Source organism: Fulvimarina endophytica, assembly GCF_003403015.1.
Taxonomy (GTDB): Bacteria; Pseudomonadota; Alphaproteobacteria; order Rhizobiales; family Rhizobiaceae; genus Fulvimarina; species Fulvimarina endophytica.
In genome coordinates this window covers 30,438-55,547 of the sequence record NZ_QURL01000008.1, presented here as the reverse complement: position 1 = coordinate 55,547, position 25,110 = coordinate 30,438, and the positions used below count along the sequence as shown (strand labels likewise).

Annotated in this window: 20 protein-coding genes; 8 read left to right on the top strand and 12 right to left on the bottom strand. The window is 66.8% G+C overall.

The window, feature by feature from the left end; all coding sequences use genetic code 11:
• Positions 1 to 160: 160 nt before the first annotated feature.
• Positions 161 to 2,122, bottom strand: coding sequence for a putative bifunctional diguanylate cyclase/phosphodiesterase (locus DYI37_RS16940; protein ID WP_116684463.1), 1,962 nt, complete (start codon positions 2,120 to 2,122; stop codon positions 161 to 163).
• A gap of 426 nt (positions 2,123 to 2,548) precedes the next feature.
• Between DYI37_RS16940 and DYI37_RS16935 the strand changes: the two genes are divergently transcribed.
• Positions 2,549 to 3,838 (top strand): PQQ-dependent sugar dehydrogenase, encoded by a 1,290-nt coding sequence (locus tag DYI37_RS16935; RefSeq protein WP_116684554.1) that lies wholly within the window; start codon positions 2,549 to 2,551, stop codon positions 3,836 to 3,838.
• 105 nt (positions 3,839 to 3,943) lie between these two features.
• On the opposite strand, the gene DYI37_RS16930 is transcribed toward DYI37_RS16935, so the two are convergent.
• From DYI37_RS16930 to DYI37_RS16910, 5 genes are all read right to left on the bottom strand, one after another.
• Positions 3,944 to 5,218 carry a TRAP transporter large permease gene (locus tag DYI37_RS16930; protein ID WP_116684462.1) on the bottom strand — a complete coding sequence of 425 codons (1,275 nt, stop codon included), beginning with the start codon at positions 5,216 to 5,218 and terminating at the stop codon, positions 3,944 to 3,946.
• A complete protein-coding gene (locus DYI37_RS16925) occupies positions 5,215 to 5,745 on the bottom strand; it encodes a TRAP transporter small permease (protein WP_199520191.1) in 531 nt (176 codons plus the stop codon). The genes DYI37_RS16930 and DYI37_RS16925 overlap by 4 nt, the downstream gene beginning before the upstream one ends.
• Positions 5,746 to 5,888: 143 nt before the next feature.
• Complete coding sequence (locus DYI37_RS16920) at positions 5,889 to 6,881, bottom strand: TRAP transporter substrate-binding protein (RefSeq protein WP_116684461.1); 993 nt, start codon at positions 6,879 to 6,881, stop codon at positions 5,889 to 5,891.
• A gap of 92 nt (positions 6,882 to 6,973) precedes the next feature.
• Positions 6,974 to 7,906, bottom strand: a complete 933-nt coding sequence (kce, locus tag DYI37_RS16915) for a 3,5-dioxohexanoate:acetyl-CoA acetone transferase (protein ID WP_116684460.1) — start codon at positions 7,904 to 7,906, stop codon at positions 6,974 to 6,976.
• 5 nt (positions 7,907 to 7,911) lie between these two features.
• On the bottom strand, positions 7,912 to 8,865 hold the full coding sequence (locus DYI37_RS16910) for a 3-hydroxyacyl-CoA dehydrogenase (protein WP_116684459.1): 954 nt from the start codon (positions 8,863 to 8,865) through the stop codon (positions 7,912 to 7,914).
• A 194-nt stretch (positions 8,866 to 9,059) separates the two neighbouring features.
• Between DYI37_RS16910 and DYI37_RS16905 the strand changes: the two genes are divergently transcribed.
• The 3 genes from DYI37_RS16905 (at position 9,060) to ampC (ending at position 12,025) form a co-directional block, all read left to right on the top strand.
• On the top strand, positions 9,060 to 9,743 hold the full coding sequence (locus tag DYI37_RS16905) for a GntR family transcriptional regulator (protein ID WP_116684458.1): 684 nt from the start codon (positions 9,060 to 9,062) through the stop codon (positions 9,741 to 9,743).
• Between the two features lie 143 nt (positions 9,744 to 9,886).
• Positions 9,887 to 10,654 (top strand): SDR family oxidoreductase, encoded by a 768-nt coding sequence (locus tag DYI37_RS16900; RefSeq protein ID WP_116684457.1) that lies wholly within the window; start codon positions 9,887 to 9,889, stop codon positions 10,652 to 10,654.
• 201 nt (positions 10,655 to 10,855) lie between these two features.
• The gene (gene ampC, locus DYI37_RS16895; RefSeq protein ID WP_199520190.1) at positions 10,856 to 12,025 is read left to right on the top strand and encodes a class C beta-lactamase; all 1,170 of its coding nucleotides are present in this window, start codon (positions 10,856 to 10,858) and stop codon (positions 12,023 to 12,025) included.
• 18 nt (positions 12,026 to 12,043) lie between these two features.
• Here the strand turns inward: ampC and DYI37_RS16890 are convergent, their stop codons facing one another.
• The 5 genes from DYI37_RS16890 to DYI37_RS16870 form a co-directional block, all read right to left on the bottom strand.
• Positions 12,044 to 12,823 carry an SDR family NAD(P)-dependent oxidoreductase gene (locus tag DYI37_RS16890; RefSeq protein ID WP_116684551.1) on the bottom strand — a complete coding sequence of 260 codons (780 nt, stop codon included), beginning with the start codon at positions 12,821 to 12,823 and terminating at the stop codon, positions 12,044 to 12,046.
• A gap of 79 nt (positions 12,824 to 12,902) precedes the next feature.
• Complete coding sequence (locus DYI37_RS16885; protein ID WP_158555200.1) at positions 12,903 to 13,673, bottom strand: PCC domain-containing protein; 771 nt, start codon at positions 13,671 to 13,673, stop codon at positions 12,903 to 12,905.
• Positions 13,674 to 13,765: 92 nt separating this feature from the next.
• The gene (locus DYI37_RS16880; RefSeq protein WP_116684455.1) at positions 13,766 to 15,397 is read right to left on the bottom strand and encodes an acyl-CoA synthetase; all 1,632 of its coding nucleotides are present in this window, start codon (positions 15,395 to 15,397) and stop codon (positions 13,766 to 13,768) included.
• On the bottom strand, positions 15,394 to 16,563 hold the full coding sequence (locus DYI37_RS16875; protein ID WP_116684454.1) for an acetyl-CoA acetyltransferase: 1,170 nt from the start codon (positions 16,561 to 16,563) through the stop codon (positions 15,394 to 15,396). Before DYI37_RS16875 ends, DYI37_RS16880 begins: the two co-directional genes overlap by 4 nt.
• Positions 16,560 to 17,450 carry an IclR family transcriptional regulator gene (locus DYI37_RS16870; protein WP_425365060.1) on the bottom strand — a complete coding sequence of 297 codons (891 nt, stop codon included), beginning with the start codon at positions 17,448 to 17,450 and terminating at the stop codon, positions 16,560 to 16,562. The genes DYI37_RS16875 and DYI37_RS16870 overlap by 4 nt, the downstream gene beginning before the upstream one ends.
• A gap of 176 nt (positions 17,451 to 17,626) precedes the next feature.
• On the opposite strand from DYI37_RS16870, the gene DYI37_RS16865 reads away from it, so the two are divergent.
• The 4 genes from DYI37_RS16865 to DYI37_RS16850 all read left to right on the top strand — a co-directional run bounded on the left by DYI37_RS16865 (position 17,627) and on the right by DYI37_RS16850 (position 22,264).
• Entirely contained in the window at positions 17,627 to 18,718 is a 1,092-nt protein-coding gene (locus DYI37_RS16865; protein ID WP_116684452.1) for a DctP family TRAP transporter solute-binding subunit, read from the top strand.
• A gap of 128 nt (positions 18,719 to 18,846) precedes the next feature.
• Positions 18,847 to 19,338: a TRAP transporter small permease gene (locus DYI37_RS16860; protein ID WP_116684451.1), complete on the top strand. Its 492-nt coding sequence runs from the start codon at positions 18,847 to 18,849 to the stop codon at positions 19,336 to 19,338.
• A 3-nt stretch (positions 19,339 to 19,341) separates the two neighbouring features.
• Positions 19,342 to 20,676, top strand: a complete 1,335-nt coding sequence (locus DYI37_RS16855; protein WP_116684450.1) for a TRAP transporter large permease — start codon at positions 19,342 to 19,344, stop codon at positions 20,674 to 20,676.
• Positions 20,677 to 20,992: 316 nt separating this feature from the next.
• Positions 20,993 to 22,264 (top strand): NAD(P)/FAD-dependent oxidoreductase, encoded by a 1,272-nt coding sequence (locus tag DYI37_RS16850; protein WP_116684449.1) that lies wholly within the window; start codon positions 20,993 to 20,995, stop codon positions 22,262 to 22,264.
• Between the two features lie 84 nt (positions 22,265 to 22,348).
• Here the strand turns inward: DYI37_RS16850 and DYI37_RS16845 are convergent, their stop codons facing one another.
• Positions 22,349 to 25,069: a nitrate reductase gene (locus DYI37_RS16845; protein ID WP_116684448.1), complete on the bottom strand. Its 2,721-nt coding sequence runs from the start codon at positions 25,067 to 25,069 to the stop codon at positions 22,349 to 22,351.
• Positions 25,070 to 25,110: the final 41 nt, after the last annotated feature.

Here is a 25,110-nt window from a genome sequence, read left to right as displayed (position 1 = left end):
TCCTTGAAGCGATCCGTTCGCCGGCCCCGCAGGCGGTCTATCCGCCCTGCGAAACATGATGAAGTTGGACGCCAAAGCCGACCGACTTGCAAGTCCTGGGCGGCGGACACCGAGGCATCGGCGCGCAGAACGGCCCCGATCCTCGGACCGGGGCCGGTGCTCAGACGGCGACCGGGTGACGGATCGCGTACTGCTCGGCGAGGAAGGCGGAGACGTCGGCCTCCTTCATGGGCTTGGAGTAGAAGTAGCCCTGGATGAGGCGGCAGCCGATATCCTGGAGAATGTCGAGCTGCTCGCGCGTCTCGACGCCCTCGACCACGCAGGACAGGGACAGGTCGCGGGACAGCGCGGTCACGGAACTGACGATCTTGCGGCTCGCATCGTTGGTCTCGAGGTCGCGCACGAAGCTTCCGTCCACCTTGATCTTGTCGAGCGGCAGCTTCTGAATCTGGCTGAGGGACGAATAGCCGGTACCGAAGTCGTCGAGCGAGATGCGCACGCCCGTCGCCTTCAGGCGGTGGATATTGGCGAGCGCCTCGTCGAGATTCATCATCAGCGCCGTTTCCGTGACCTCGAACTCGACGCGCGAGGGCGACACGCCGCTCTTCATCAGGATGGCGATCAGCCCCAGCACCTTCTCGGCCGACACGATATCGTGGCCCGACAGGTTGAAGGAGATGCCGACCTCCTCCGGCCACTGGCGGATCGCGTCGAGCGCCTTCTTCAGGAGCACCGGCGTGAGGGTTGAGATGAAGCCGCTCTGCTCGGCGGCGACGATGAACTTGCCCGGAGAGACGAAGCCGAGGACCGGGCTCTGCCAGCGCGCGAGGCATTCGAGGAGGAGCGTGCGATCCTCGTGCGAATCGACGATCGGCTGGAAGGTGAGAAAGAACTCGGCCTCCAGATCGGCCTCGCGAAGGGTCCGCTCCATGAGGGCCGCTTCGCGCACGTCCTTCTCGTGCTCGTCGGAGAAGACGACGGTCTTCATGCGTCCGGTGCGCTTGGCGTTGAAGAGCGCATAGTCGGCGCGGTCGTAGAGGGCCGTCGCGTCCTCGGCCGCCTTCGGGAATTCGGCAAAGCCAACCGAGCAGCCGAGAAGGAGGCGAAGGCCGCCGACCTCGATCGGCCTATGGACGGCCTCGACCACCGCATCGCCGATGGCCTGCAGCGCATCGGCGTCGGCGAAGTCGGAAACGATGAAGGCGAACTCGTCGCCGCCGAGGCGATAGACGCTGCCCTGCGCGGACATCGCGTCCCGCAGGCGCTCGGCCATGGCGGTGAGGAGACGGTCGCCGACGAGATGCCCGTGGCTGTCGTTCACGGTCTTGAAGCCATCGAGATCGATGATGCCGAAGGCGACCGCCGAGCCCGTGTTCCGCGCCGTCTCCAGCGCCTTTTCCAGATCGCGGAAGCAACTGCGCCGGTTGCCGATTTCCGTCAGCATGTCCGTATTGGCGATACGGAAGTTCTCCTCGCTGAGCTCCTCGATCTCCACGATCTTGGCCTGGATTTCCGCGCTCTTGGCTTCGACGGCGAGGCGCGACCTCACCAGCCGCGCGAAGTCTGCGTAATGCTTGTAGGCGATGTAGGCGAGGCCCGCGACCCCGCCTGCCAGCAGGATCAGCAGGCCCAGCATTCCGGCCCCGGCGCGTTCCGCGATCGCCAGCATGCCGACGACGCATAAGAGAGCAGACACCATCGACGGGGTGCGAAGATGCAGGAGGCCGAACATGAGGAAGACCATCTGCCCTCCCATGCACAGCGCGAGAAGAAGGAGCGCCTCGGGCGTCGCCCACTGGGAGATCCAGACCTCCCAGCCGACGATGAGACCCACTCCGATCACCAGTTCGATCCCGACGATCCGCAGCGTTCGCAAGCATTTCTCCGGCTCGGGCACCGCGTCGCGATGGCGGTAGAGCAGCGCGAACCAGAACGCGCCTTTCGGCAGGAGGAAGAGGGGTGCGAACAGCGCCCAACTCCACCAGGGCGCGGTATCAACATGGACGAAGGAGACCGCACCGATAACCGCGCACAAGGCGAGGAAGAGAGCCGGGCAGATGTCAGCCAGAGTGCGGAATCGGGCTTGCTCCAGAGACTGGATGCTGCGGGATCTGACTGACATGCGTGTTGTTTCCCAACTTACGATATGATCTCGAACCTGACCCTCCGCCGTGAAGATTTGATTGACAGGCGCGGCAACGGGCTTCCCCACCGTGAAGGACGATTAACAAAAGACCTCCGATGCGCCGGTCCGATGGAAAGATCCGGATCGTCCGAACACTCTCACCGGCTCGAGGGGGGGGGGGGGGAGCCGCCACCGTTTTCAGGCTGCGGCATAGCTGAGCCGAGCCGGGAGTGCGGCATGCCGAGCCGGCGCCGGCGACGATAGCGATGTAGTAAGACGGCCGGGAAAGCGTCGCCGGAGGGCGGCCGAACGATGCGGGATGTCTTGACGGCGTCCCGTATCACGGTGAAAACCGCCGCTTGGCGCAGCGGCTTCGCCCGCCGGCGCTCTTCAACCAAGCTCATCAGCACAAGGCAGCCGGTCATGGGAATTGTCGCGAAGGCCACCGAGGTCGTGGGTGGCGCCGTCGCGCTCGTCAGGCGCTTCGGGTCTCCCTCTCACCAGGCCGTGGGCTCCAGTCCGCAGATCCCCGAGGCCCGACGGCAGGGGATCATGACGCTGAAACTTCCCGCGGCGGAGGGCTGGAAGAACGGGCGGCTGCCCACCTGCGCACCGGGCCTGAAGGTCAATGCCTTCGCCTCGAACCTCGATCATCCCCGCTGGATCGAGGTCCTGCCGAATGGCGACGTCCTCGTGGCCGAATCGAAGGAACAGCCGGAGACGCCGCGCAGCCTGATGGACCATGCCCAGCAGGCCACCATGCGCCGCGTCAAGGCGATCGGGGACAGCGCCAATCGCGTCACCCTGTGGCGCGACGCCGATGGGGATGGCGTTGCCGAACACCGCGAGGTCTTCGTGGAAAACCAGAACCAGCCCTTCGGCATGGCGCTGGTCGGGGAGCGGTTCTATCTCGGCAATACGGACGGCATCCAGTGTTTCGACTACCGGCCGGGCGATACGAGCCTTGTGGGCCCCGGTCGGAAACTCACCAGCTTCAAGCCGCACGGGCACTGGACGCGCAGCCTGATCGTCTCGCCGGATGGATCCAAGATCTATGCCGGCGTCGGATCGCTCACCAATATCGGCGACAAGGGCATGGCGGCCGAAGAGGGCCGCGCCGCGATCTGGGAGCTGGATGTCGCCACCTCGGAGGCGCGGATCTTCGCCTCGGGCCTTCGAAACCCGGTCGGCATGGCCTTCGAGCCGGTCACGGGAAAGCTGTGGACCGTGGTCAACGAGCGCGACGGTCTCGGGGACGAGACGCCGCCCGACTACCTGACCTCGGTCGAGGATGGCGGGTTCTACGGCTGGCCCTACAGCTATTGGGGCCGGACGGTGGACGACCGGGTTCCGCAGGATGCAGCCCTCGTCGCCCGGGCCATCCAGCCGGACTACGCCCTCGGCGGCCATACGGCATCTCTCGGTCTCTGCTGGATGCCGAACGGCACCCTGCCCGGATTCGGCGAGGGCATGGTGATCGGTCAACACGGATCGTGGAACCGCTCGACGCTCAGCGGTTACAAGCTGATCTTCGTGCCCTTCGAGAACGGCGCACCGAGCGGGCCGGCCCGCGACATTCTCTCGGGCTTCCTCTCCGAGGACGAGAAACTCGCCTATGGGCGGCCCGTCGGCGTCGCGATCGGCCCGGACGGCAGATCGCTGCTGATGGCTGACGACGTGGGCGACGTCATCTGGCGCGTGACCGGCGCGTGACGATCGTGCGGCGGACTTGCAGATAGGGGGCACCGCCCTTTCGCACCGGTCTCGCGCGCGGCCTTCCCGGCGGCGGACGAGACCGGCAGAGACGTGCCGGCCCCCCTATTTCGACAGGCTCGGCAGCCAGAGCGAGAGATCGGGCCAGAAGCTGACGATCAGCACCGCCGAGAAGACGATGACGACGAAGGGCAGAATGGCGCGCGACAGCTGCGCTATTCCCGCGCCGGATATCTGTGAGACGATGAAGAGGTTCAGTCCGACCGGGGGCGTGAACATGCCCATCGCCAGATTGACCACCACGATCACTCCGAAATGGACCGGATCGATGCCGAAGCTGATCGCGATCGGAAGAAGGATCGGGGTCAGGATCAGGATCGCGGCGGCCGCCTCGATGAACATGCCGGTCAGAAGCAGAAGCAGGTTGAGGGCGATCAGGAAGACGATCTTGCTCGAGACGGAGGCGATGACCCAGTCCGAGATGATCGCCGGGACCTGAAGCGAGAGAATGATGCGGCCGTAGAGGCCGGCCGTCGCGATGATGACCAGGATGACGGCGGACGTGACCGCCGACTGGCGGAAGACGACCGGCAGCTGGCGGATCGGGATCTCGCGATAGACCACGACGCCGACCACCAGCGAATAGACGACCGCGATGACCGCCGCCTCGGTCGGCGTGACGATGCCGCCATAGATGCCGCCGAGGACGACGATCGGCATCAGGATCGCGAGCAGCGCCTTGCGCCCTGCGCGCAGGATATCGCCGAGGCTCGACCGCTCCTCTGAGACATGGGGATGGCGACCCGCATAGACATAGGCATAGATGCAGAGGCAGACGGCGACGAGGATGCCCGGAAAGATCGCCGCGAGGAACATGTCGCCGATGGAGACATTGGCCGCGACCCCGAAGAGGATCAGGGGAATGGAGGGCGGGATCACCACGCCGAGAGCGCCGGAAGCGGCCTGGTTGGCCGCCGCATAGTCCCGGCTGTAGCCCTTCGCGATCATCGCCGGGATGAGGATGGACCCGACCGCCGCAGCCGTCGCCGTTCCCGAGCCGGAAATCGCGGCGAAGAACAGCGAGGTGACGATCGCAACGATCGCAAGACCGCCCTGCATGGCGCCGACGAGGGTGTTGGAGAACTCCACGAGACGGCGCGAGATGCCGCCCGACTGCATCAGGAAGCCGGCCAGGATGAAGAAGGGAATGGCGAGGAGCGGGAAGGAGTTGATGGCGCGGATCGATTCCTGGGGAACGATCAGCAGCGGCATCAGATCGCCCTGCCAAATGGTCGCCATGGCCGCGAGGCCGAGCGCGAAGGCGACCGGAACGCCGAGAACCAGGAGAACGACGAGGAGGCCGAAGAGGAGCGCGATCATTCGGTCGGCTCCGCCTGGCCGAGCGTGCGGGCGGCCGGCTCGTCACCCAGATACTGGTCGATCAGCAGCGCGAGGCCGTTGATCATGATGAGGATCGCCCCGGCGGGAATGGCGCCGTAGAGCCAGAGCATGGAGAGCCCGGTGCTCGGTGCCGTCTGGTAGGAGATGCGGCTGGCGAGGAACCACCCCTGGGTCAGGAGCACATAGGCGAAAACCATGGAGATCAGCGTGACGAGGACGATCACCGCGCGCCGCAGGGTGGGTCCCGCCGTCTCGGCGACGAGATCGATCGAGATCAGCGTTCCCTGCCGAAAGGCGTAGCCCGCGCCCAGAAGCGTCATCCAGACCATCGAGAAACGCGCGATCTCTTCCGAGAAGGCCAGAGGACTGCCCATGACGTAGCGGGCGAAGACCTGCCAGGCGATCAGCACGATCATCACCGCCAGAAGCGCGGCGAGCAGCCAACCGGCAACCCAGTTGATGCCGTCTATCCCCTTTCGGATCACGGTCAGCGGCCCCTTCATCATGCCTCTCCTCTCGGCGCACTGGTTGAAACGGATGGCGAGCCCGCGGGCCTCGCCCGGCTCCACGGGTCTCGGGCGGTCGCCCGCGACCCGGCGAAGACGCCGCCCGCCCGTTCGGAAGCGGGCGGGCCGAGCGTAAAGGGCGATCAGCCGTTCTCGGGCTCGAAGTTCACGGCGGCATCGACGAGGTCCTCGCCGACCGTGCCGCGCCAGCGCTCGATCACCGGCTTCACCTTCTCCCGGAAGGCGTCGAGATCGGGCTCGGTGACTTCCATGCCGAGTTCCTGAAGACGCGTCCGGTACTCGTTCTCGAGGCGTGCGCTGGCCTCGCGCTGCACCGGCAGGGCGATCTGAGCCGCTTCCATGACGATCGCCTGATCCTCCGGCGAGAGAGAATCGAAGAGACCGGCATTCATCATGAAGGGCGCCGGCGAATAGACGTGCTGGGTGAGGTTCAGATAGTCCTGAACCTCGTAGAAGTTCACGTCGTAGATCGTCGGCAGCGGGTTCTCCTGGCTATCCATCACGCCCTGCTGGAGGGCGGTGAAGACCTCGGTCCAGGCCATCGGCGATGCGTCCGCACCGAGCGTGTTCCAGGTGTCGACCTGAACCCGGCTCTCCTGGGTGCGGTGCTTGATCCCCTTCAGGTCGTCGGGGGTGTGGAGCGGGCGCACATTGTTGGTGTTGTGGCGGAAGCCGTTCTCCATCCAGGCGAGGATCTTCACGCCCGTGCGCTCCTGCAGCTTCCGGGCGAGTTCCTCGCCGTGTTCGCTGTCGAGAAAGCCGTGCGCGTGAGCGTAGTCGGGAAAGACATAAGGCAGATCGAAGAGCAGGAACTCGTCGACGAAGCCACCCATCGGCCCCGTCGAGGTGATGCCCGCATCGATCAGGCCGAGGCCGATGCCCTCGATCACCTCGCGCTCGCCGCCCAGAGCGTTGTCGTAGCGCGGCTGGATCGTGAGGCGGCCGTCGGACAGGCGCTCCAGTTCCTCGCCGAATTTCAGGATGCCGATGCCCTGCTGGGACTCGGGGCCGAGCGGCAGGCTCACCTCGAAGCTGCGTTCGGCCTGTGCGAAGGCGCTCGTCGAGACGAGCACCGCGGCGCCGAGCGAGCAGAGTGCAGTTACGATCGATCGCATGTCAGATCCTCCCATTGGTCCTGCGATGTGATGTTCAGGAATGCCGGCTGCGGCGCTCCGTCGTCGGAGCGTTTCCCGCAGCCGGCCGATAATCAGAAGGCGACCTTGTCGCCGCCCTTCAGGCCGAGAATCTCGCGCGCCTCGTCGGGTGTCGCGATCTCGTGGCCCAGTTCCTCGATGATGCGGCGCACGGCACGCACCTGGATGGCGTTCGTCTCGGCGAGCTTTCCCGGTCCCGCCCAGAGGGAATCCTCGAGGCCCACCCGCACATTGCCTCCCATGGCGGCCGCCATGGCCGCGATCGGCAACTGGTTGCGTCCCGCGCCCAGAACCGACCAGCGATAATCGTCGCCGAACAGGCGATCGGCAGTCCGCTTCATGTGCATCACGTCGTCGGGATGGGCGCCGATGCCGCCCATCAGCCCGAAGACGGTCTGGATGAAGAGCGGCCCCTTCACGAGGCCGCGATCGTGGAAGTGCTTCAGATTGTAGAGATGGGCGGTGTCGTAGCACTCGAACTCGAAGCGCGTGCCGCCGGCTCCGACCGTCTCGAGCACATGCTCGATATCGCCGAACGTGTTGCGGAAGACGATATCCTTGTTGCCCAGATAGTCGCGCTCCCAGTCGTGCCGGAGCTGGCTTTCGAACCGGCCGAGCATCGGGAACAGGCCGAAATTCATCGTCCCCATGTTCAGGGAGGCGACTTCCGGCTTGTGGGTCGCGGCCGGGCGCACGCGCTCGGCGATGCCCATGGTCGGCGCACCGCCCGTCGTGATGTTGAGGACCGCGTCGCTCGCCTGCTTGATCACCTTGAGGAAGGGCTCGAACGCCTCGGCGCTCTGGTCGGGACGGCCGTCCTTCGGATCGCGCGCATGGAGATGGATGATCGCGGCGCCGGCTTCAGCCGCTCCGATCGCCGCATCGGCGATCTCGGAAGCCGTAACCGGCAGATGCGGCGACATCGAAGGCGTGTGGATCGCCCCGGTCACGGCGCATGTGATGATGACTTTATTCTTGGCCGCCATGGGCTTCACCCTCCTTTGCGGGTCTTGTCTGTGAAATGGGCGGACAGATGGGCCTGAAGACCCGCAAGACGCGCATCGCGCACCTCCTGGGCCTTGCGGATCTCCCCGGCCTCCGGGGCCGGTCCGAAATGCGCGGCGACCTTCTGCGCGGCCGTCATGGTGAAGGCCTCGCCCCGGGCGCTGTCGTCGGCGAGCGCCGCCATGGTCGGGAAGAAGCGCTCGGCATAATCCATGACGCCCAGCGGCGCGTTGAGATTGATGGTCTCGAACGGGCCCATGAAGGCCCAGCGCCGGCCGAGGCCGTGCTTGATCGTGTCGTCCAGCCCTTCGACGGAAACGATGCCCTCGTCCACCAGCCGCAGCGCCTCGGCGAGGACGACCGCCTGAAGGCGGTTGAGGACGAAACCGTCGATCTCGCGGGCAAGGCGCACCGGCACCTGACCGGCTCGCTTGTAGATCGCCTCGGCTGCATCGAGGGTCGCCGGGGCCGTATCGGGACCCGGCGACAATTCGACGACGGGCACGAGATGGGGCGGGTTCACCGGATGGGCGACGAGGCAGCGCGCCCGGCCCTCCAGCGATGCCGTATAGGATGAGACCTTCAGGGCCGAGCTCGACGAAGCGAGAATGGCGGATGGCGGAGCCAGCCTGTCGAGATCGGCAAAGAGCGCCTGCTTGACGGGAAGCCGTTCGGGTCCGCTTTCCTGAACGAGGTCGGCGCCTTCCAGCGCCTCCTCCAACCGGGCAAAGGGGCGCACGCGTCCGGCGACCCGCTCGAACGGCTCGTCGACGAGGCCGCGCTCGGCCAGAAGCGAGACCATGGCGGAAAGATCGGCGGGCGCAGCCTTCACGACCGCCTCATTGGCGTCCCAGAGAGCGACATCCATGCCGGCCCGCGCGAAGACAACGGCCCACGCCTTGCCGATGAGCCCCGCGCCGACGATGCTGACGCGCGTCATGGCCGGGTGCCCGCAGCGGCGCGGCACAATGCGCCATCCCGGCCGTGGCAGACCTGCCCGGCGGCCCTTTCGAACATGATCATGATGCCTCCTCCATCCGTCTCCCAACGGATCAAACGATCACACTTTCTTTTACTGTGATCTCAGATCATACTGTCAGATAATTTCGCCACGTCAACCAGGAGCGATCGGGAATGGGTTTCACGGACATGGGAGGGGCACGTGTCGACCAGCAGTCTCTTTCCGAGCAGGTGAGAACGCGAATCGAGGCCATGCTGGTCGGGGGAGAACTGAGGCCGAACGACCGCACCTCGATCCGGGAGCTGGCGGAAAACCTCGGCGTCTCGACGATGCCCATCCGCGACGCGGTCTCCCGGCTGGTGGCGAACGGTGCGCTCGCCATCGAGCGAAACCGCGCCGTGATCGTGCCGCTCCTGTCCATCGAGGATTTCGAGGACCTGACCCGAACCCGCGTTCTGACCGAGGCGGAGGCGGCAAGAAAGGCGGCCGGGCGCGTCAGTGCGGCCGATATCGCCGACCTTGCCGCGATCAACGAGGAATTCGTCGCCGCGATGGGCGACGGGCGCGGTCGGGATGCGGTGCGGATCAATCAGCGCCTGCACTTCAGGCTCTACGACTGCGCCGCCTCGCCGAGCCTGTCCCGCATCATTGCCAGCAACTGGCTGCAGGCCGGGCCGATGATCAATCTCGATATCGGACTGCCGGTGCGCTCCGCGCGCAACGAGAACTCCCTGGCCGCCCATGCCGAACTTCTGGAGGCCCTGAAGAGCGGCGACAGCGAAGGCGCGGCGGCAGCTATCGTCCGCGATATCGAGACTGCGGCCGCATCGATCATCACCACGATCCGGGAGGGATGAGGGACCGGGACGCACAGGCCCCACCCAATTCCGAAACGACCGCATTCGCTCTGCCGCCGGTTCGGTCGGATCTGCGAATTCATCGCGCCGGGCACGATCGATCCCGTGCATCGGCGCCCGCTTCAAACGAGAAGGAGAGTTCCATGCAACTTGGTCTAGAGGGCGCGCGCGTCATCGTCACGGCTGGCGCGGGCGGCATCGGCCGCGCCGTGCTCGACGCATTCCTGAACGAGGGAGCGAAGGTCGCGACCTGCGACATCGACGAGAAGGCCCTCGCGGATCTGCCCCCGGGCGTCAGCGCCTACAAGGTGGACGTCGCCGATGCGGACGCCCTCGCCCGGTTCGTCGATACCGCGATCGAGAATCTCGGCGGTCTCGACTGCCTCGTCAACAATGCCGGGATCGCAGGCCCCACATCGCCGATCGAGGAGATCGGACTGGCGGACTGGGACGCCTGCCTGCGGATCGGATTGACGAGCCAGTATATCACGGCGGGCCGGGCCGTGGCGGCCCTGCGCCGCTCGTCCAACGCCTCGATCGTCAACATCTCCTCGCTCGCCGGCCGGATGGGGTTCGCCTATCGAACGCCCTATGCCGCAGCCAAATGGGGGGTGATCGGCCTGACGAAATCGCTCGCGATCGAACTCGGCGGCGACAATATCCGCGTGAACGCGATCCTGCCCGGCCTCGTCGCCGGCGATCGCCAGAAGGCCGTTCTCCAGGCCAAGGCCGAGCGGCAGAACCGCAGCTTCGCCGAAGTGGAGGCCGATGCGTTTTCCTACACCTCGATCAAGGACTATGTCGCGCCGTCGCTGATCGCCGACCATGTCCTCTTCCTCGCCGGTCGCACGGGACGCCTGACCTCGGGCGAGACCCTCTCGGTGTGCGGGAATACGCGCATGCTCGTCTGAGCGAGACGTCGGCGGGCGCGCTCCTTTGCCGTCCGCCGCGTCCACGGCCTGATCCCGGCGGCGCGGGACGAGACGACCGCGTCCGCGGACCGGCACCCGTTAACGATGTTCCGCGCTTCTTTCCTGTGGACCGCCGGGCGGCCGCACGAATGACACAAGGCATCCCTGAATGGGCCCGACCCGTCTTGATGGAGCCAGTGATTGAACACGTCCCTTTTCTGCGCCACGGCGCTCGCCCTCGCCTTCGGATCCTCGTCCGCCCTCGCGCTGACCGATGACGAGTTCCAGGCCGCCGCGTCGAAGGTCTTCCTCCCGATCATGGAGGAGTACCGCATACCGGGCCTTGCCGTGGGCCTCACCCTCGACGGGCAGGAGTTCACCTTCACCCGTGGCGAGGCCGTTCGCGAGACCGGGCAGCCGGTGGCGAAGGACACGATCTTCGAACTCGGTTCGGTGAGCAAACTCTTCAACGTCACGCTCGCCGCCCTCGCGCAGGAGCGCGGCCTCCTGTCCCTGAGCGACAGCGTTTCGGACCATGTGCCGGCACTCGAGGGCAGCGCCTTCGACACCATCACGCTCCTCAACCTCGCCACCCATACGACGGGCGGCCTGCCGCTTCAGGTCCCCGACGACGTGTCGGATGCGGGCGACGGCCTCAACGCCTATCTGAAGGCCTTCGAGCCCCATGGCGACCCGAACGCCTCGCGTTCCTATTCGAATGTCAGCATCGGCCTGTTGGGCATGATCGCGGCGGAGAGCTTCGAAAAACCCTATGCACAAGCGGTGAAGGAACAGGTCTTCGACGGTCTCGGACTGCCCAGCACCTATGTGACCGTTCCGGCCGATGCCGCCGGTCGGTATGCCTATGGCTATTCGAGAGACGGTGACCGGCCCGTCCGCGTCAATCCGGGCGTCCTCGATGCCGAAGCCTATGGGGTGAAGTCGACCGTCACGGACATGACCCGCTTCCTCGGCGCCAATCTCGGCAGCGTCGAGATCGCGCAGGATCTGTCGGCGGCACTCGCCGAGACGCGCACCGGCTATTTCGAAACGGATTACTACGTCCAGGATCTGATCTGGGAACAGTATCCCTGGCCGGTCGACGCCGCGCGCCTCAAGGCCGGCAATTCCAGCGACATGGCGCTGAAACCCCAGCCGGTGACGCGTCTCGCCTCGCCGCTCCCGCCCGCCTCGCAGGGCGTGTTCCTGAACAAGACCGGAGCCACCAACGGGTTCGGTGCCTATGTGGCCCTCCTGCCGTCCGAAAAGCTCGGCCTCGTGATGCTGGCGAACCGGAACTATCCCAACGACGTGCGGGCCGAGGCGGCCCGCCGGCTGATTGAGATGCTCCAGGCGTCACCCGCAGAATGAAGAAAGGCGGCCGAACGGTCAGTTCGGCTGCGCCCTCCGCAGGGTCGGAAGACCGATGCCGGTCGCCTCGAACCCGCCGTCGACGCCGAGGGTCTGGCCGGTGATATAGCTCGACCGCTCCGAGCAGAGATAGAAGATCGCGTCGGCAAGTTCCGTCTCCAGCCCGTAGCGTTCGAGCGGGATCGCGTCGCGGTAGTCGGCCCGGATCTCCGGCGTGTGGACGGCCTTCGCCATCGCGGTCTCGACCGGACCGGGCGCGACCGCATTGACCCGGATGCCGAGCCCCGCAAGTTCCACCGCCTGCTGCTTCGTCAGGTGGTTGAGGCCGGCCTTGCTCGTTCCGTAGGCGACCCTCAGCGTCGAGGCGCGCACGCCCGAAATGGACGTGATGTTGACAATCGCCCCGCCGGTCTCGGCCATGATCGGTGCGACGGCCTGCGTCATCAGGAACGGGCCGCCGAGATTGACCGCGAGAACGCGGTTCCATTCGGCAGGCTTCGTCTCCAGAAGCGGCTTGAAGACCGCCGTTCCCGCATTGTTGACGAGGGCGTCGATCCGCCCGAAGCGTTCGGATACCGCCTCGACGGCACGTCCCACTTCATCGGGATCGGCGACATCGGCTGCGACCGAGAAGACCCGGTCCGGCACGCCCAGCTCGTTCGCGGCCCGGTGAACGGCCTCCTCGTCGATGTCGAGAAGCGCGACCCGCCAGCCTTCCTCCAGAAAGCGCCGGACGGCGGCAAGGCCGATCCCCCGCGCCGCGCCCGTGACAAGGGCCACCTGTTCGATCTGTGTCATGTCCTCCCCTTCCCGGCTCATAGGAGCCGTGTTCGTGATCCGGCTTCGAAGAGCCGTGGTCGTTTCATCGAGTGGCTGGTCAGTCCGGCTCGCCATCCGGCACGATCACCAGTTCGAAGGTGACGCAGACCGGATTGTCCCCGCGCACGAGCCTGCCTTCGAAGATCGTGCCGTCCATCGCGACGACCGCGACATCGAGGCTGGCCTTTCCCCCTTCGAGCCGACCCTCGCGGATCAGAAGCTCGGAGGCGTAGGATGCCATCGGCGGGCCGTCCTCGAAACGGGCGCCGTTGAGGCTACCGATCCCATGGATCCTGGCGCGGGTGATCGCCACGTCGCGGCAGATCGCCTCGATGGCGTGGCAGACGTCCTGATTGGGTCGCAGCGTGACGGCGAGCGCGCTGTTTGCGGCAGGCGGCCAGCCTTCCACCGCCTCGGCGGCGAACAGCCTGAAATTCGTCTCGGCGTCGTCGCGCGAGGCGAAGACGGCGCCGGAAAGACCGGTTCCGACCGCCCGGATCGGTTCGGCGGCAAGACAGTCCGGCGGCAGCATATGCCCCATCCGACGCTCGCGATCGCAGCTGTGCCAGAGCCCATGGCAATGGACGAACGGTGCGCCGTCGCGCGTCCCGACGATCGCCCCCGCCCGTTCGACCGTGACGCCGCCCTCGGGCGCATGGGTCTGCGAATACCATGCCGCGTGGCTCTCGCCGGGAGAGCCTGCCGGCATCACGAAGCGGAACGGATCGAGCCGTCCCGCATGGATCTCCACATAGCCCGAATGGCAGCCCGCCTCGGCCAGGCCCCGGCCGAGGCCGGCCTCGATGCTTTCGCCGGGCTCGATCGTCACATCGAGTGCGGTCCGTTCGCCAAAGGCGCGGGAATGGCGACGGCTTGCGACAGGTCCGGGATGAGCGATCGAACGCAGCGGCGCGGCCATCCTCAGGCACCCGCATCGGCGCCGAGAAGCCCGCGCTCTTCGAGGGTCTGGCGAACCAGCTTCTTGGTGATCTTGCCGTAGGCCGACTTCGGCATCTCGTCGAGGACGACGAACCGCTTCGGCAGCTTGTAGCGCGACAGCTTCGGCGCGAGGAATTCGGCGATCTCGGCCGTCTCGATGCTTTCGCCGCCCATCGGCACGAGCACCGCGATCCCCACCTCGCCCCAGTCGGGATCGGGAATGCCGAAGACCGCGGCCTCCGAGACCTTCGGATGGGCGAGGATCTTCTCCTCGATCTCGCGCGGATAGATGTTCGAGCCGCCGGAGATATACATGTCGGAGGCCCGGCCGGTGATGAAGAGATAGCCGCCCTCGTCGAGATGGCCGAGATCGCCGGTGCGGAACCAGCCGTTGCGAAACGCCTTCGCGTTGGCGTCCGGGTTCTGGTAGTAGCCGGCGAAGACGGCCGGACCGGTGACGCAGATCTCCCCCGTCTCCCCGAGCGGCAGGTCGTCGCCCTCCTCGTTCTGGATCGCGATCTCGATGCCGGTGCGCTCGAAGCCGCAGGTGCCGATGCGTGCGTCGTCGCCATCCTCGGCGTGGTGTTCGCCGGCGGGCAGGACGGTGATGTTTCCGGTCACCTCCCCGAGCCCGAAATACTGGACGAGGCAGGGACCCAGCGTCTGGAGCGCCCGCTTCTGGTCGGCCCGGTACATGGGCGCGCCGGCATAGATGACATAGCGCAGCGACGAGGTGTCCGCGGTCCGGGCGGAGGGATGCTCCACCAGGCGCTTCACGATCGTCGGCACCGTGAACATGTTCGTCACCTTCCAGGAGGCGACGAGATCCCAGACTTCGGCCGGATCGAAGCGCTCCGAGGGCAGGAGAACGGTGGTCGCACCAGCCGCGACCTGGACCAGCTGATGGACGCCCGCACCGTGGGAGAGAGGCGCGACGACGAGCGAGACGTCAGCGGGGCCGGTGCCGGGCATCAGATCGCAGAGATGGTTCGTGACGACGAAGGCCATCTGGCCATGGGTTAGCACCGCCGCCTTCGGGCGCCCCGTGGTGCCGGAGGTGAAGAAGAACCAGCACGGATCGTCCCGCTCGACGGGTACGTTCGCGATATCCCTGCCGAGATGCTCGCCGACCAGCCGGTCGTAGCTCGGCCCGAATTCGGCCTCCCCGATCGCGATCACGAAATCCGGCGGCGCCTTCGAGGCGAGGCAGGCGGCGGCGTGGCCGGGGAAGTTCGCGTGGCAGATCATGCCCCTCGCGCCGCTCGCCTCGCAGAGAAACGCCACCTCTTCCGGCGTCTGGCGATAATTCGTCGGGACATAGACCGCGCCCAGCCGGAAGCAGGCGAACATCGCCTCGAACATCTGGTTGCAGTTGTGGGACTGGACGAGGACGCGGTCGCCCTTCCCGATGCCGTAGACATCGTGGAGAGCGGCGGCGGCGGCGCTGATGCGGCTGTCGAATTCGCGCCAGGTCCAACGGGCCTTACCGCAGGCCAGCGCCGTGCGCTCGCCGTGGCGCCGGCTCGCGCGCGTCACGAAATGGGCAAGATTGGAGACCCGCACAGACTGGGGGGCGAGCCCGCCCTTCAGCTCGCCGCCGGAAGAATGGCTCACTTCACGCGCTCCATGATCGAGACGTAGTTCGCGACTGCCGCACCGCCCATGTTGAAGACGCCCGCCGTCCTCGCGCCGGCGATCTGCATGTCGCCGGCCTCGCCCATCAGCTGCATGGCCGCCATCACATGCATGGACACCCCGGTCGCGCCGATCGGATGGCCCTTCGATTTCAGCCCGCCCGACGCGTTGACCGGAAGCCTGCCGTCCTTGCGGGTGGTGCCGTCGCGCACCACGCGGTAGCCTTCGCCGCGCCTCGCCAGCCCCATCGCCTCGTATTCGATCATCTCGGCGATGGTGAAGCAGTCGTGGGTCTCGACGAGATCGAGATCGTCGAGTGTGAGCCCGGCATCCTCGAGGGCGCGCGCCCAGGCGGTCCGGCATCCGGCAAACTCCGTCGGGTCGCGCCGGCTGATCGCGAGAACGTCGTTGACATGGGTGCGCGCCCGAAACCCGATCGCACGCTCGAGGCCTGCCGCGACCTCCTCGTCGGCAAGGACGATCGCCGCCGCCCCGTCGGAGACGAGCGAGCAGTCCGTGCGCCGCAGCGGCGGAGCGACATAGGGGTTCTTGGCCGAGACCTCGTTGCAGAAGTCGAAGCCCACATCCTTGCGCATATGGGCGAAGGGATTGCCGACCCCGTTCTCGTGGTTCTTCGCCGCGATCATGGCGAGTTCCTCGGACCGGTCGCCATGCTCCTGAAAATAGCGCTGGGCGATCCTCCCGAAGATCCCGGCGAACCCGCCTTCGACCTCGGCCTCCTCCTCCCGGTAGCTCGCGCCGAGAAGGACGTCGCCGACCTCGACCGTGGGGATCGCCGTCATCTTCTCGGCGCCGACGACGACCGCGATGCGGCCGCGTCCGGCCTCGATGAAGTCCATCGCCGAATAAAGGGCGGCCGAACCCGTCGCGCAGGCATTCTCCATCCGCACCGCCGGCACCTGGCCGAGCCCGTCATGGGCCATGCCGACGAGTGCTCCCTGGAAGTCCTGCTTGGAGAAGCCGTTGTTCATGACCCCGACGAAGATGCCGTCCAAGTCGGGCGTCTCGATGCCGGCATGCTCGATCGCGGGGCCGACGACCTCGCGCATCAGCGCCTCGGTCGAGGGCGCCTCGACCTTTCCGAAATGGCTGTGCGACCAGCCGACGATGCGGGCCTTCGTCATGATGCGTAACCTTTCGTGGGTGAGATCGGGCGCGGGGGATCGCCCCGCCTTCGCTCGGATGCGGGCCTTGCGGCGGAGGGCTGGGCCTTGAAACGGGCGGCGAGCCGGGCCTCGACCTTCGCGGCCTCGAGCGCGAGGTCGGCGGCGAGGTCCTCCCGGCGCGCCTCGTCCATGCGGCTGTCGATCGCGGCGATGGAAAGCGCCCCGGCGAGCGAGCCGTCCGGATAGCGCACGGCCCTGCCGATCGCCCAGGAGTTCCTGAGGACGCGGCCCGGATTGAGCGCGTAGCCATGCGACCGCGCGAAGACGATGTCGGCGCCCATGACATCGGGCGTGAAGGACGGGAAATCTCTGGAAAGGGCCGCCTCGTTGGCCGCCAGAACGCGCTCGATCTCGTCGTCGGGCAGAGCCGCGAGCATCGCCATGGAGCCGGCCCCAATGCCGAGCGGGTGGCGATGTCCCGGCATCAGCGCATGGGTCCGGATCGGAAAGGCGCCCTCTTCCCGGTGCAGGCAGATCGACATGTCGCCGCGCCGGATCGAGGCGAAGCTCGTATCGCCCGTCCGCTTCGAAAGGGCGGTCAGGCTTTCGAGAGCACAATCGAGGAAGCCGAACCGGCGGGATGCGAAGACGCCGAGGACATAGGCTTCCTCACCGAGGAAATAGCGCCGGGTGACCGGCTCCTGTTCGACGAGGCGCGAGCGCATCAGGGCGAGCACGAGCCGGCGCGCGGTCGCCCGGTTGAGCCCGCTCGCCGCCACGATTGCGGTCAGCGTCACCCCGTTATCGGCCACGCGCCCGATCAGGGAGAGCAGCGAGAGGGCCCGGTCGACACTCTGCGCGCCCCCGCCATCGGCTGCGACCTTTTCCAGCGTGTCCAACCCCAACCTCGTTCACAATGTGGACCGTCGAATGCTTCTGTCATTGTCAGACAATCGAAATGATCTTGCAAGCGCCGGCCGGTAATGGCAACCTGCCGAAAATCGGCACCGGCTGATGTCCATAATATGGATGCTTTGGGAGAAGCGCCGGCGCCGGATACCATCTGACGGGAGGACGATCGATGACCTTGAAGCAATTCGCCACTGCAGCCGCCCTCGGTGTGGCCTTCGCGGCCGCAACCCTCGCTCCGGCGAGTGCCGAAACGTTCCGCCTCTCGCACAACACCAACGACACGACGACCTGGCAGAAGGGCGCCGAGAAGTTCAACGAACTTCTGAAGGAGAGCTCCGGCGGCGAGATGGACATCCGCATCTTCCCGAACGCCCAGCTCACCGGCGGCGACCAGATGAAGCAGGCCGAGATGGTCGGTCGCGGCAGCCTCGACTTCGTCGTGACCTCGGCGATCAACGTCACGCCGCTCGTGCCGGAAATGGCCGTGTTCTCGCTGCCCTATCTCTATTCCGATTACGACGACGTCGATGCGACGACCTCCGGCGCGCCGGGCGAGAAGATGAAGGAGATCCTCGCCGAGAAGGGCATCGTCGTCCTCGCCTGGGGCGAGAACGGCTTCCGCGAGGTCACCAACAACGTCAAGCCGGTCAAGGCCCCCGCCGACATGCAGGGCCTCAAGATGCGCGTGGCCGGCCCGATGTATATCGACGTGATGAACGCGCTCGGCGCCAATCCCCAGCAGATGCAGTGGACCGAGACCTTCTCGGCGCTCCAGCAGGGCGTCGTCGACGGCCAGGAAAACCCGATCGGCGCGGTGATCATTCCCCAGCGCGTCTACGAGGTGCAGAAATACCTCACCACCTGGCACTATTCCTACGATCCGATCTTCATCGGCGTTTCCAAGCAGCTCTGGGACAGCTGGGATGCCGAGACGCAGACCATGGTGCGCTCGGCCGCCGAAGAGGCGATGACCTATCAGAAGGACGTGACCCGCAAGGAAACGTCGGAAGGCGTCGCCTTCCTCACCGAGCAGGGCATGGAGGTCTACGAGCCGACGGCCGAGGAGATCGACGCCTTCCGCCAGGCGACGAAGCCGGCCTTCGACAGCTGGGCCCAGAAGGTCGGCCCGGACCTCGTCGCCCTGTTCCAGGAGACGATCGAAGGCGGCAGCGACACCGGCACGGCGAACGATGATACGGTGACGCCGACCGGCGGACAGGATGCCGCCGCCGGCACCGACCAGGGTGCGGCCGCGCAATAGGCGGGCCGTTCAGCCTGAAAAAGGGGCCGGTCGCCGTGCGTCCGGTCCCCTCCTAACGGTCCGGCCGACCCGGACGCGGCGAGAGGGTCCGAACGCCCTCGCCGCACCCCAGTTCGAAGAGATGGCAGATGCGTCACGTTCTCGGCGAAGCGGAAAAGATCGTCTGCTCCGTCATCTTCCTCGCCATGACCGGGCTCGGCTTCGCGAATGTCGTCGTGCGCTATCTGACGAGCTATTCCTTCGCCGCGACGCAGGAACTCCTCCTCGACGGCTTCCTGCTCCTCACGGTCTTCGGAGCCGCCATCGCGGCCCGGCGCGGGGAGCATCTGGCGGTCACCCTCTTCACCGATCTCCTTCCGGCCGGCGCGCGGCGGATTGCGGTTCTCCTCTCCGCATCCCTGTCGCTGCTGCTCCTCGCTCTGTCCGCCTGGTACACGATCGAGCTCGTCGAGAACCAGTATCGCAGCGGCATCACCTCCTCGGCGATGCAGATCCCCGAATGGTACGTCTCGGTCGGCCTGCCGGTCGGCTTCCTGCTGATCGGCCTGCGCCTCATCGAGAGCGGGATTGCCGAATGGCGCGAACCGGGCGGCGTCCCGGACGATGGATCGGGGATCTGAGCGATGTTCGGTTTCGATCCCGGCACCGAGATGGTGATCCTGTTCTTCCTCCTCCTGGCGCTCCGGGTTCCGGTCGCCTTCTCGCTCGGCCTCTCCTCTCTTTATGCGATGTGGGTTCTCGGCTTCGGGCTCGACCTCGTCGGCGATCTTCTGGCGAGCGGCATCGCGAAATTCTCGCTTCTCGCCATCCCCTTCTTCATCCTCGCCGGCGCCCTGATGGGAACCGTGGGCATCGCGGAGCGGATGATCCGCTTCTTCCGGGTTCTCGTCGGCTCGCTTCCCGGCGGAATGGGCGTCGTCGGCACGGTGGTCTGCCTGTTCTGGGGCGCGGTCTCGGGCTCCGGCCCCGCATCGGTCGCCGCGATCGGCCCGCTCATCATCCGCGGCATGGAGGAGGACGGCTATCCGAAGCCCTTCGCGGCCGCCCTCGTCTGCACGGGCGCCGCGCTCTCCATCGTCATCCCGCCCTCGATCGGTCTCGTCATCTACGGCGTCATCGCCGAGACCTCGATCGCCAAGCTCTTCATCGCCGCGATCGTGCCGGGCCTCGTCATGGGCCTCCTAATGATCCTGACGCTGCCCTTCGCCGGCAAGGCGGCCCATCGCCAGGCGCAGGAAGCACGCGGCCAGGGTCTCGCCCATCTCGCGCCCCTGCCCTATGCCGGCCTCAGCTATCCGAAGCGCCTCGCCCGCTCCTTCGTCGACGCCTTCTGGGGGCTTCTCACGCCGATCGTCATTCTGGGCGGCATCTATGCCGGCGTCTTCACGCCCACCGAGGCCGCCGTGGTCGCGACGGTCTACGCCCTGTTCGTGGGCGTCTTCATCTACCGCACCCTTACCTTCAGGACGCTCTATTCAGCGCTTGTCGATGCGAGCGCGTCCTCGGCCGTCGTCATGCTGGTCGTCACCTTCGCCTCCCTGTTCGGCTGGGTGGTGACCGTGGACGATCTCGTCGGCAAGTATTCCGATGCGCTTCTCGCCGTCAGCGACAACGAATGGGCGATCCTCGCGGTCATCATGCTGGTGGTCCTCATCGCCGGCATGTTCATGGATGCGATCACCATCATGTTCATTGCGCTCCCGATCTTCCTGCCGGTCGTCCACAAGCTCGGCTGGGACCCGGTCTGGTTCGGGGTCGCGCTGATGGTCAATCTCGCCATCGGCCTGTTCACGCCGCCGGTCGGAATCAACCTCTTCGTCGCGGCGAACATCACCCGAATATCGCTCGAGAAGATCGCGATCGGCGCCCTGCCCTTCCTCGTGACGAGCCTCATCGGCCTCGCCATCGTCGCCGCCTTCCCGGACCTGTCGAACCTGTTGCTGGACTATATGCAGTAGGAGACCGGCTACGCGCCTTCCGCCTCGCCACCGCGCGAGGCGGCGAGCGTCTCCTCCGCGATCGCGCGGACCTTCCGGGCAAAGAGACGATCACCCGTTTCACCGGGCCGGCGCATCCCCTGAAGCATCGGACCGAAAAGTGGGTCCGGTCTTCGGACCATCCGATGCGTCAGCAGGAAACCGGGGCTTCGGGCCCAATATTCGAATCGGGTCCGAAGCTCTAAGTGTGCCCGCACAATCCGCGTGATCCGGGGCTCTGTCCGGTTCTCGCGCGGCAATCATCCGTCTTGCCCTCCACCTGTCGAAGGGGAACGCCATGACCAGAACAGACCCGGCTGAACCCGGCGAGCAGAACGCGGCCCCGTTGGCGGAGCGCATTCTCGTCGTCGGGGCGGGCCACGCTGCCGTCCAGCTTGCCGCCAATCTGCGCCAGGAGGGTCACGAGGGCTCGATCATCCTCATCGGGGACGAACCGGGGCTGCCCTATCAGCGCCCGCCGCTCTCGAAGGCCTATATGAAGGATGGCGATGCCGAACGCCTCGTCCTGAAGCCTCAGAGCTTCTTCGAGAAGAACGCGATCGAACGGCGTGAGAGCGCGCGCGTCGTGTCCGTGGACCGTGCCGGGAGGACGGTGCGGCTCGAAGACGGCGAAACCATCGGATACGACCATCTCGTCTTCGCCACCGGCGCGCGCAATGCCCGCCCGCCGATCGAGGGTGCCGACAGGGAGGGCATCGCCGAATTGCGCAGTCTCGCCCATGCCCGGGCGATCCGCGACCGGCTCGAAGCCTCGATGCGCGCGATCGTCGTCGGCGGTGGCTTCATCGGCCTGGAATTTGCCGCGATGGCCGAGGCCGCGGGCGTTGCCACGACCGTTCTCGAAGCCGGATCGCGTCTGATGGCGCGGGCCGTCTCGCCGGCGATCTCCGCGCGCTTCCTCGCCCATCACCGCCTGAGCGGAACCGATGTCCGGCTCGGCGCGAAGGTCGTCGCCATCGAGGCGCGGCAAAGCCCCGATCCCGAACGTGTCCACCTCGAAAGCGGCGAGGTGCTGGAAGGCGATCTCGTCCTTGTCGCAACCGGCGTGCGCGCCAATAGCGAGCTTGCCGAGGCTGCGGGACTTGCCTGCGAAAACGGGATCACCGTCGACGAGACCCTGTCGACCGAAGACGCCGCGGTCTCCGCGATCGGCGACTGCGCGGCCGTTCCCGGCGCCTTCGGGGCGCGCGAGCGGCTGGAATCGATCCAGGCCGCCACGGATCAGGCTCGCCATCTCGCCCGGCGCCTCACCGGCAAGGGCGGCGGCGCCTATCACGCGGTGCCGTGGTTCTGGAGCGATCAGGGACCCCTCAAGCTGCAGATCGCAGGGCTGACCGCAGAGGCCCGCGCGTTCGTCGAGGCCGGCGAGGACATGGTCCTCGGCTTCCGCGAAGATCGGCTCGTCTCGGTCGAGACGGTCAACCGGCCGGGAGACCACATGGCCGCGCGCAAGATCCTGGCCGGCGACGAACCGCCGAGCCGGGCCGCGCTCGAAGCGGTGGGCTTCGACCTGCGCGCCTTCGCCAAGGCTTCGAAGCCGGAAGCTTGACGGACGGCCCACGCTCCCGGAATTTCGACCGGAAAGCGTACCCCTTGCGCCCCAACCTCAATCACCGGGCGAGCCGGGACGGTCTCAGACGGTCGCCTCGACGCAGGCTGCTTCGATGATCGCCCTGATCTCGCTGCGGCAGGAGCCGCAATTCGTCCCCGCATTCAGCGCCTTGCCCACCGCCTCGACCGATGCCGCTCCCCCGCTTGCCACGAGTGCGGCGATCTCGTTGATGCCGACCCCGAAGCAGGAGCAGACGACGGCGCCCGGATCGGGCCTGTCGGCTCGGCTGCGCCCGGCGAGAAGCTCCGCGCGGCTCGCGCCCTGCCCGCCGGCAAGCGAAAGCTGCGAAACCGCCCAGCTTCGCGCGACGCTCACCGGCTCGGGCGAAAGATAGAGTGCCCCGAGCAGCTCGCCCTCGAAGAAGACGGCGAAACGCTCGGTGCCGGCCCGCCTGTCGCGATAGGCGACGATCTCGGCCGCCGGCTGGCCGAAGAGTTCGCGGGCAAAGCCCGGCGCATCGCTCAAGGCCCGCGCGCCGGCCAGCTCCAGCCGCCAGCCGCCATCGGTCCGCGCGGCCGCGCGGTAGTCGGCGATCGGGGCGATGGCCTCGAGATCTGGCCGGTGCTTCAGGATCGCGAAGCCGTGCCATGCCGCAGAAAACCGTCTGACGGTCCCCGATGTCGATTTCAGCGCCGGCTGCCCGGATACGGGGTCCCTCTCAGCATGGGCCACCGCGCCGATGCGTGCGGAGGGCGCAAAGCGCGCGGTCCAGTGCATGGGAACGAAGACATTGCCCGGGCGCTGGCGATCCGTAACGAGTGCGCGCACGACGGCCCGGCCATGGCTGGATGCGATCTCCACGAGATCGGCGGGCGCAATTCCAAGCCGGGCCGCGTCCTCGCCGTGAAGTTCGGCGAAGGGCTCGGGCATGTGGGCAGACAGCCGGGCCGAAAGACCCGTGCGGGTCATGGTGTGCCACTGATCGCGCACCCGGCCGGTATTGATGGTGAAGAGGGGCGCGGTCTTCGATGCCGGAGGCTCGACCGCGACGAAGCGGGCCCGGCCATCGGCATGGAAATAGCCGCCCTCGGCGAAGAAGCGGGTCTCCTGCGTGTGTCTCCCCGCCTGCCGATCCGTCGCCGGGGCCCGGACCGGATCCCGGACTGCCCCCCGAACCGGCCACTGCGTCGGCGCCATCAGGTCGTATCCGCTCGCACCGAGGCCTGCGAGACCGCCGATATCGAAATCGCGGGACCCTGCGTTCTCGTAAGATGAAAGGCGCGCATGCTCGTCGAAGACCTCGCCCGCCGAGCCGTATTCGAAGCCGAAAAAGCCCATGCGCCGGGCGACACTTGCGAAGATCGCCCAGTCCGGGCGCGCCTCGCCCGGCAGCGGCAGGAACGGGCGCTGGCGCGAGATGCGGCGCTCCGAATTCGTCACCGTGCCGTTCTTCTCGCCCCAGGCCGCGGCGGGCAGAAGCACGTCGGCATAGGCCGTCGTGTCGGTCCTGGCGATAACATCGGAGACGACGACGAAGGGGCATGCGGCAAGGGCCCTGCCGACCGCATCGGCATCGGGCATCGAGACGACGGGGTTGGTGCCGGCGATCCAGAGTGCCTTGATCCGCCCTGCGGCCACCGCCTCGAAGAGCTCCACCGCCTTGAGGCCCGGCGTCGCCGCGATGGTCGGCGAGCCCCAGAAGGCCTGGACCCGCTCGCGGTCGGCCGCATCCTCGATCGACATATGGGCCGCGAGCATGTTGGAGAGGCCGCCGACTTCCCGTCCGCCCATGGCGTTCGGCTGGCCGGTGATCGAGAACGGCCCCATTCCGGGCCGGCCGATGCGCCCGGTCGCCAGATGGCAGTTGATGATCGCGTTCACCTTGTCGGTGCCGCTCGCCGACTGGTTGACCCCCTGGCTGTAGACGGTGACGGCTTTTCCGGTCCGCGTGAAAAGATCGTAGAACGCGGTGAGCGCGGATTTCGCAATCCCGGTCGCCTCGGCGACGGCCGAAAGGCGCCATCGCTCGGCGGCGGCGAGCGCCTCGGCAAAACCCGTCGTATGCTCGCCCACATACACCTCGTCCGTCGCTCCCTCTTCGACAAGGTGGCGCAGGAGGCCGCAGAAGAGAGCGACATCCCCATCGGCGCGGATCGGCAGATGAAGGTCCGCGATCTCGCATGTCGCCGTGCGGCGCGGATCGATGACGACGATCTTCATCTGCGGCCGCACGGCCTTGGCCGCCGCGATCCGCTGATAGACGACGGGATGGCACCAGGCGAGATTGGACCCGGTCAGCACCACGAGATCGGCCTCTTCGAGGTCCGAATAGGTGCCGGGCACGGTGTCGGAGCCGAAGGCCCGCTTGTGACCGGCGACCGAGGAGGCCATGCAGAGGCGCGAATTGGTGTCGATATTGGCCGAGCCGATGAAGCCCTTCATCAGCTTGTTGGCGACGTAATAGTCCTCGGTCAGGAGCTGGCCGGACAGATAGAAGGCGACGGAGTGAGGCCCGTGCTCGGCGATCGCCGCCTGAAACGTCGTGGCCACACGGTCGAGCGCCGTGTCCCAGTCGCAGCGCTCGCCGCCGATCGTCGGATGGAGCAGGCGTTCTTCGAGACCGAGGGTCTCGCCGAGCGCCGAGCCCTTGGAGCAGAGCCGGCCGAAATTGGCCGGATGGTCCGGGTCCCCGGCAATGCCCACCGAACCGTCCGGCCGAGGCGTCGCGAGGACACCGCAGCCGACCCCGCAATAGGGGCAGGTGGTCTTGACCTCTCTCGCGGTCTCCTCGGCGTGTTTCATCGACAGGTCACCCGTTTGTCCTGAAGGGCGTTTGAGCGAAG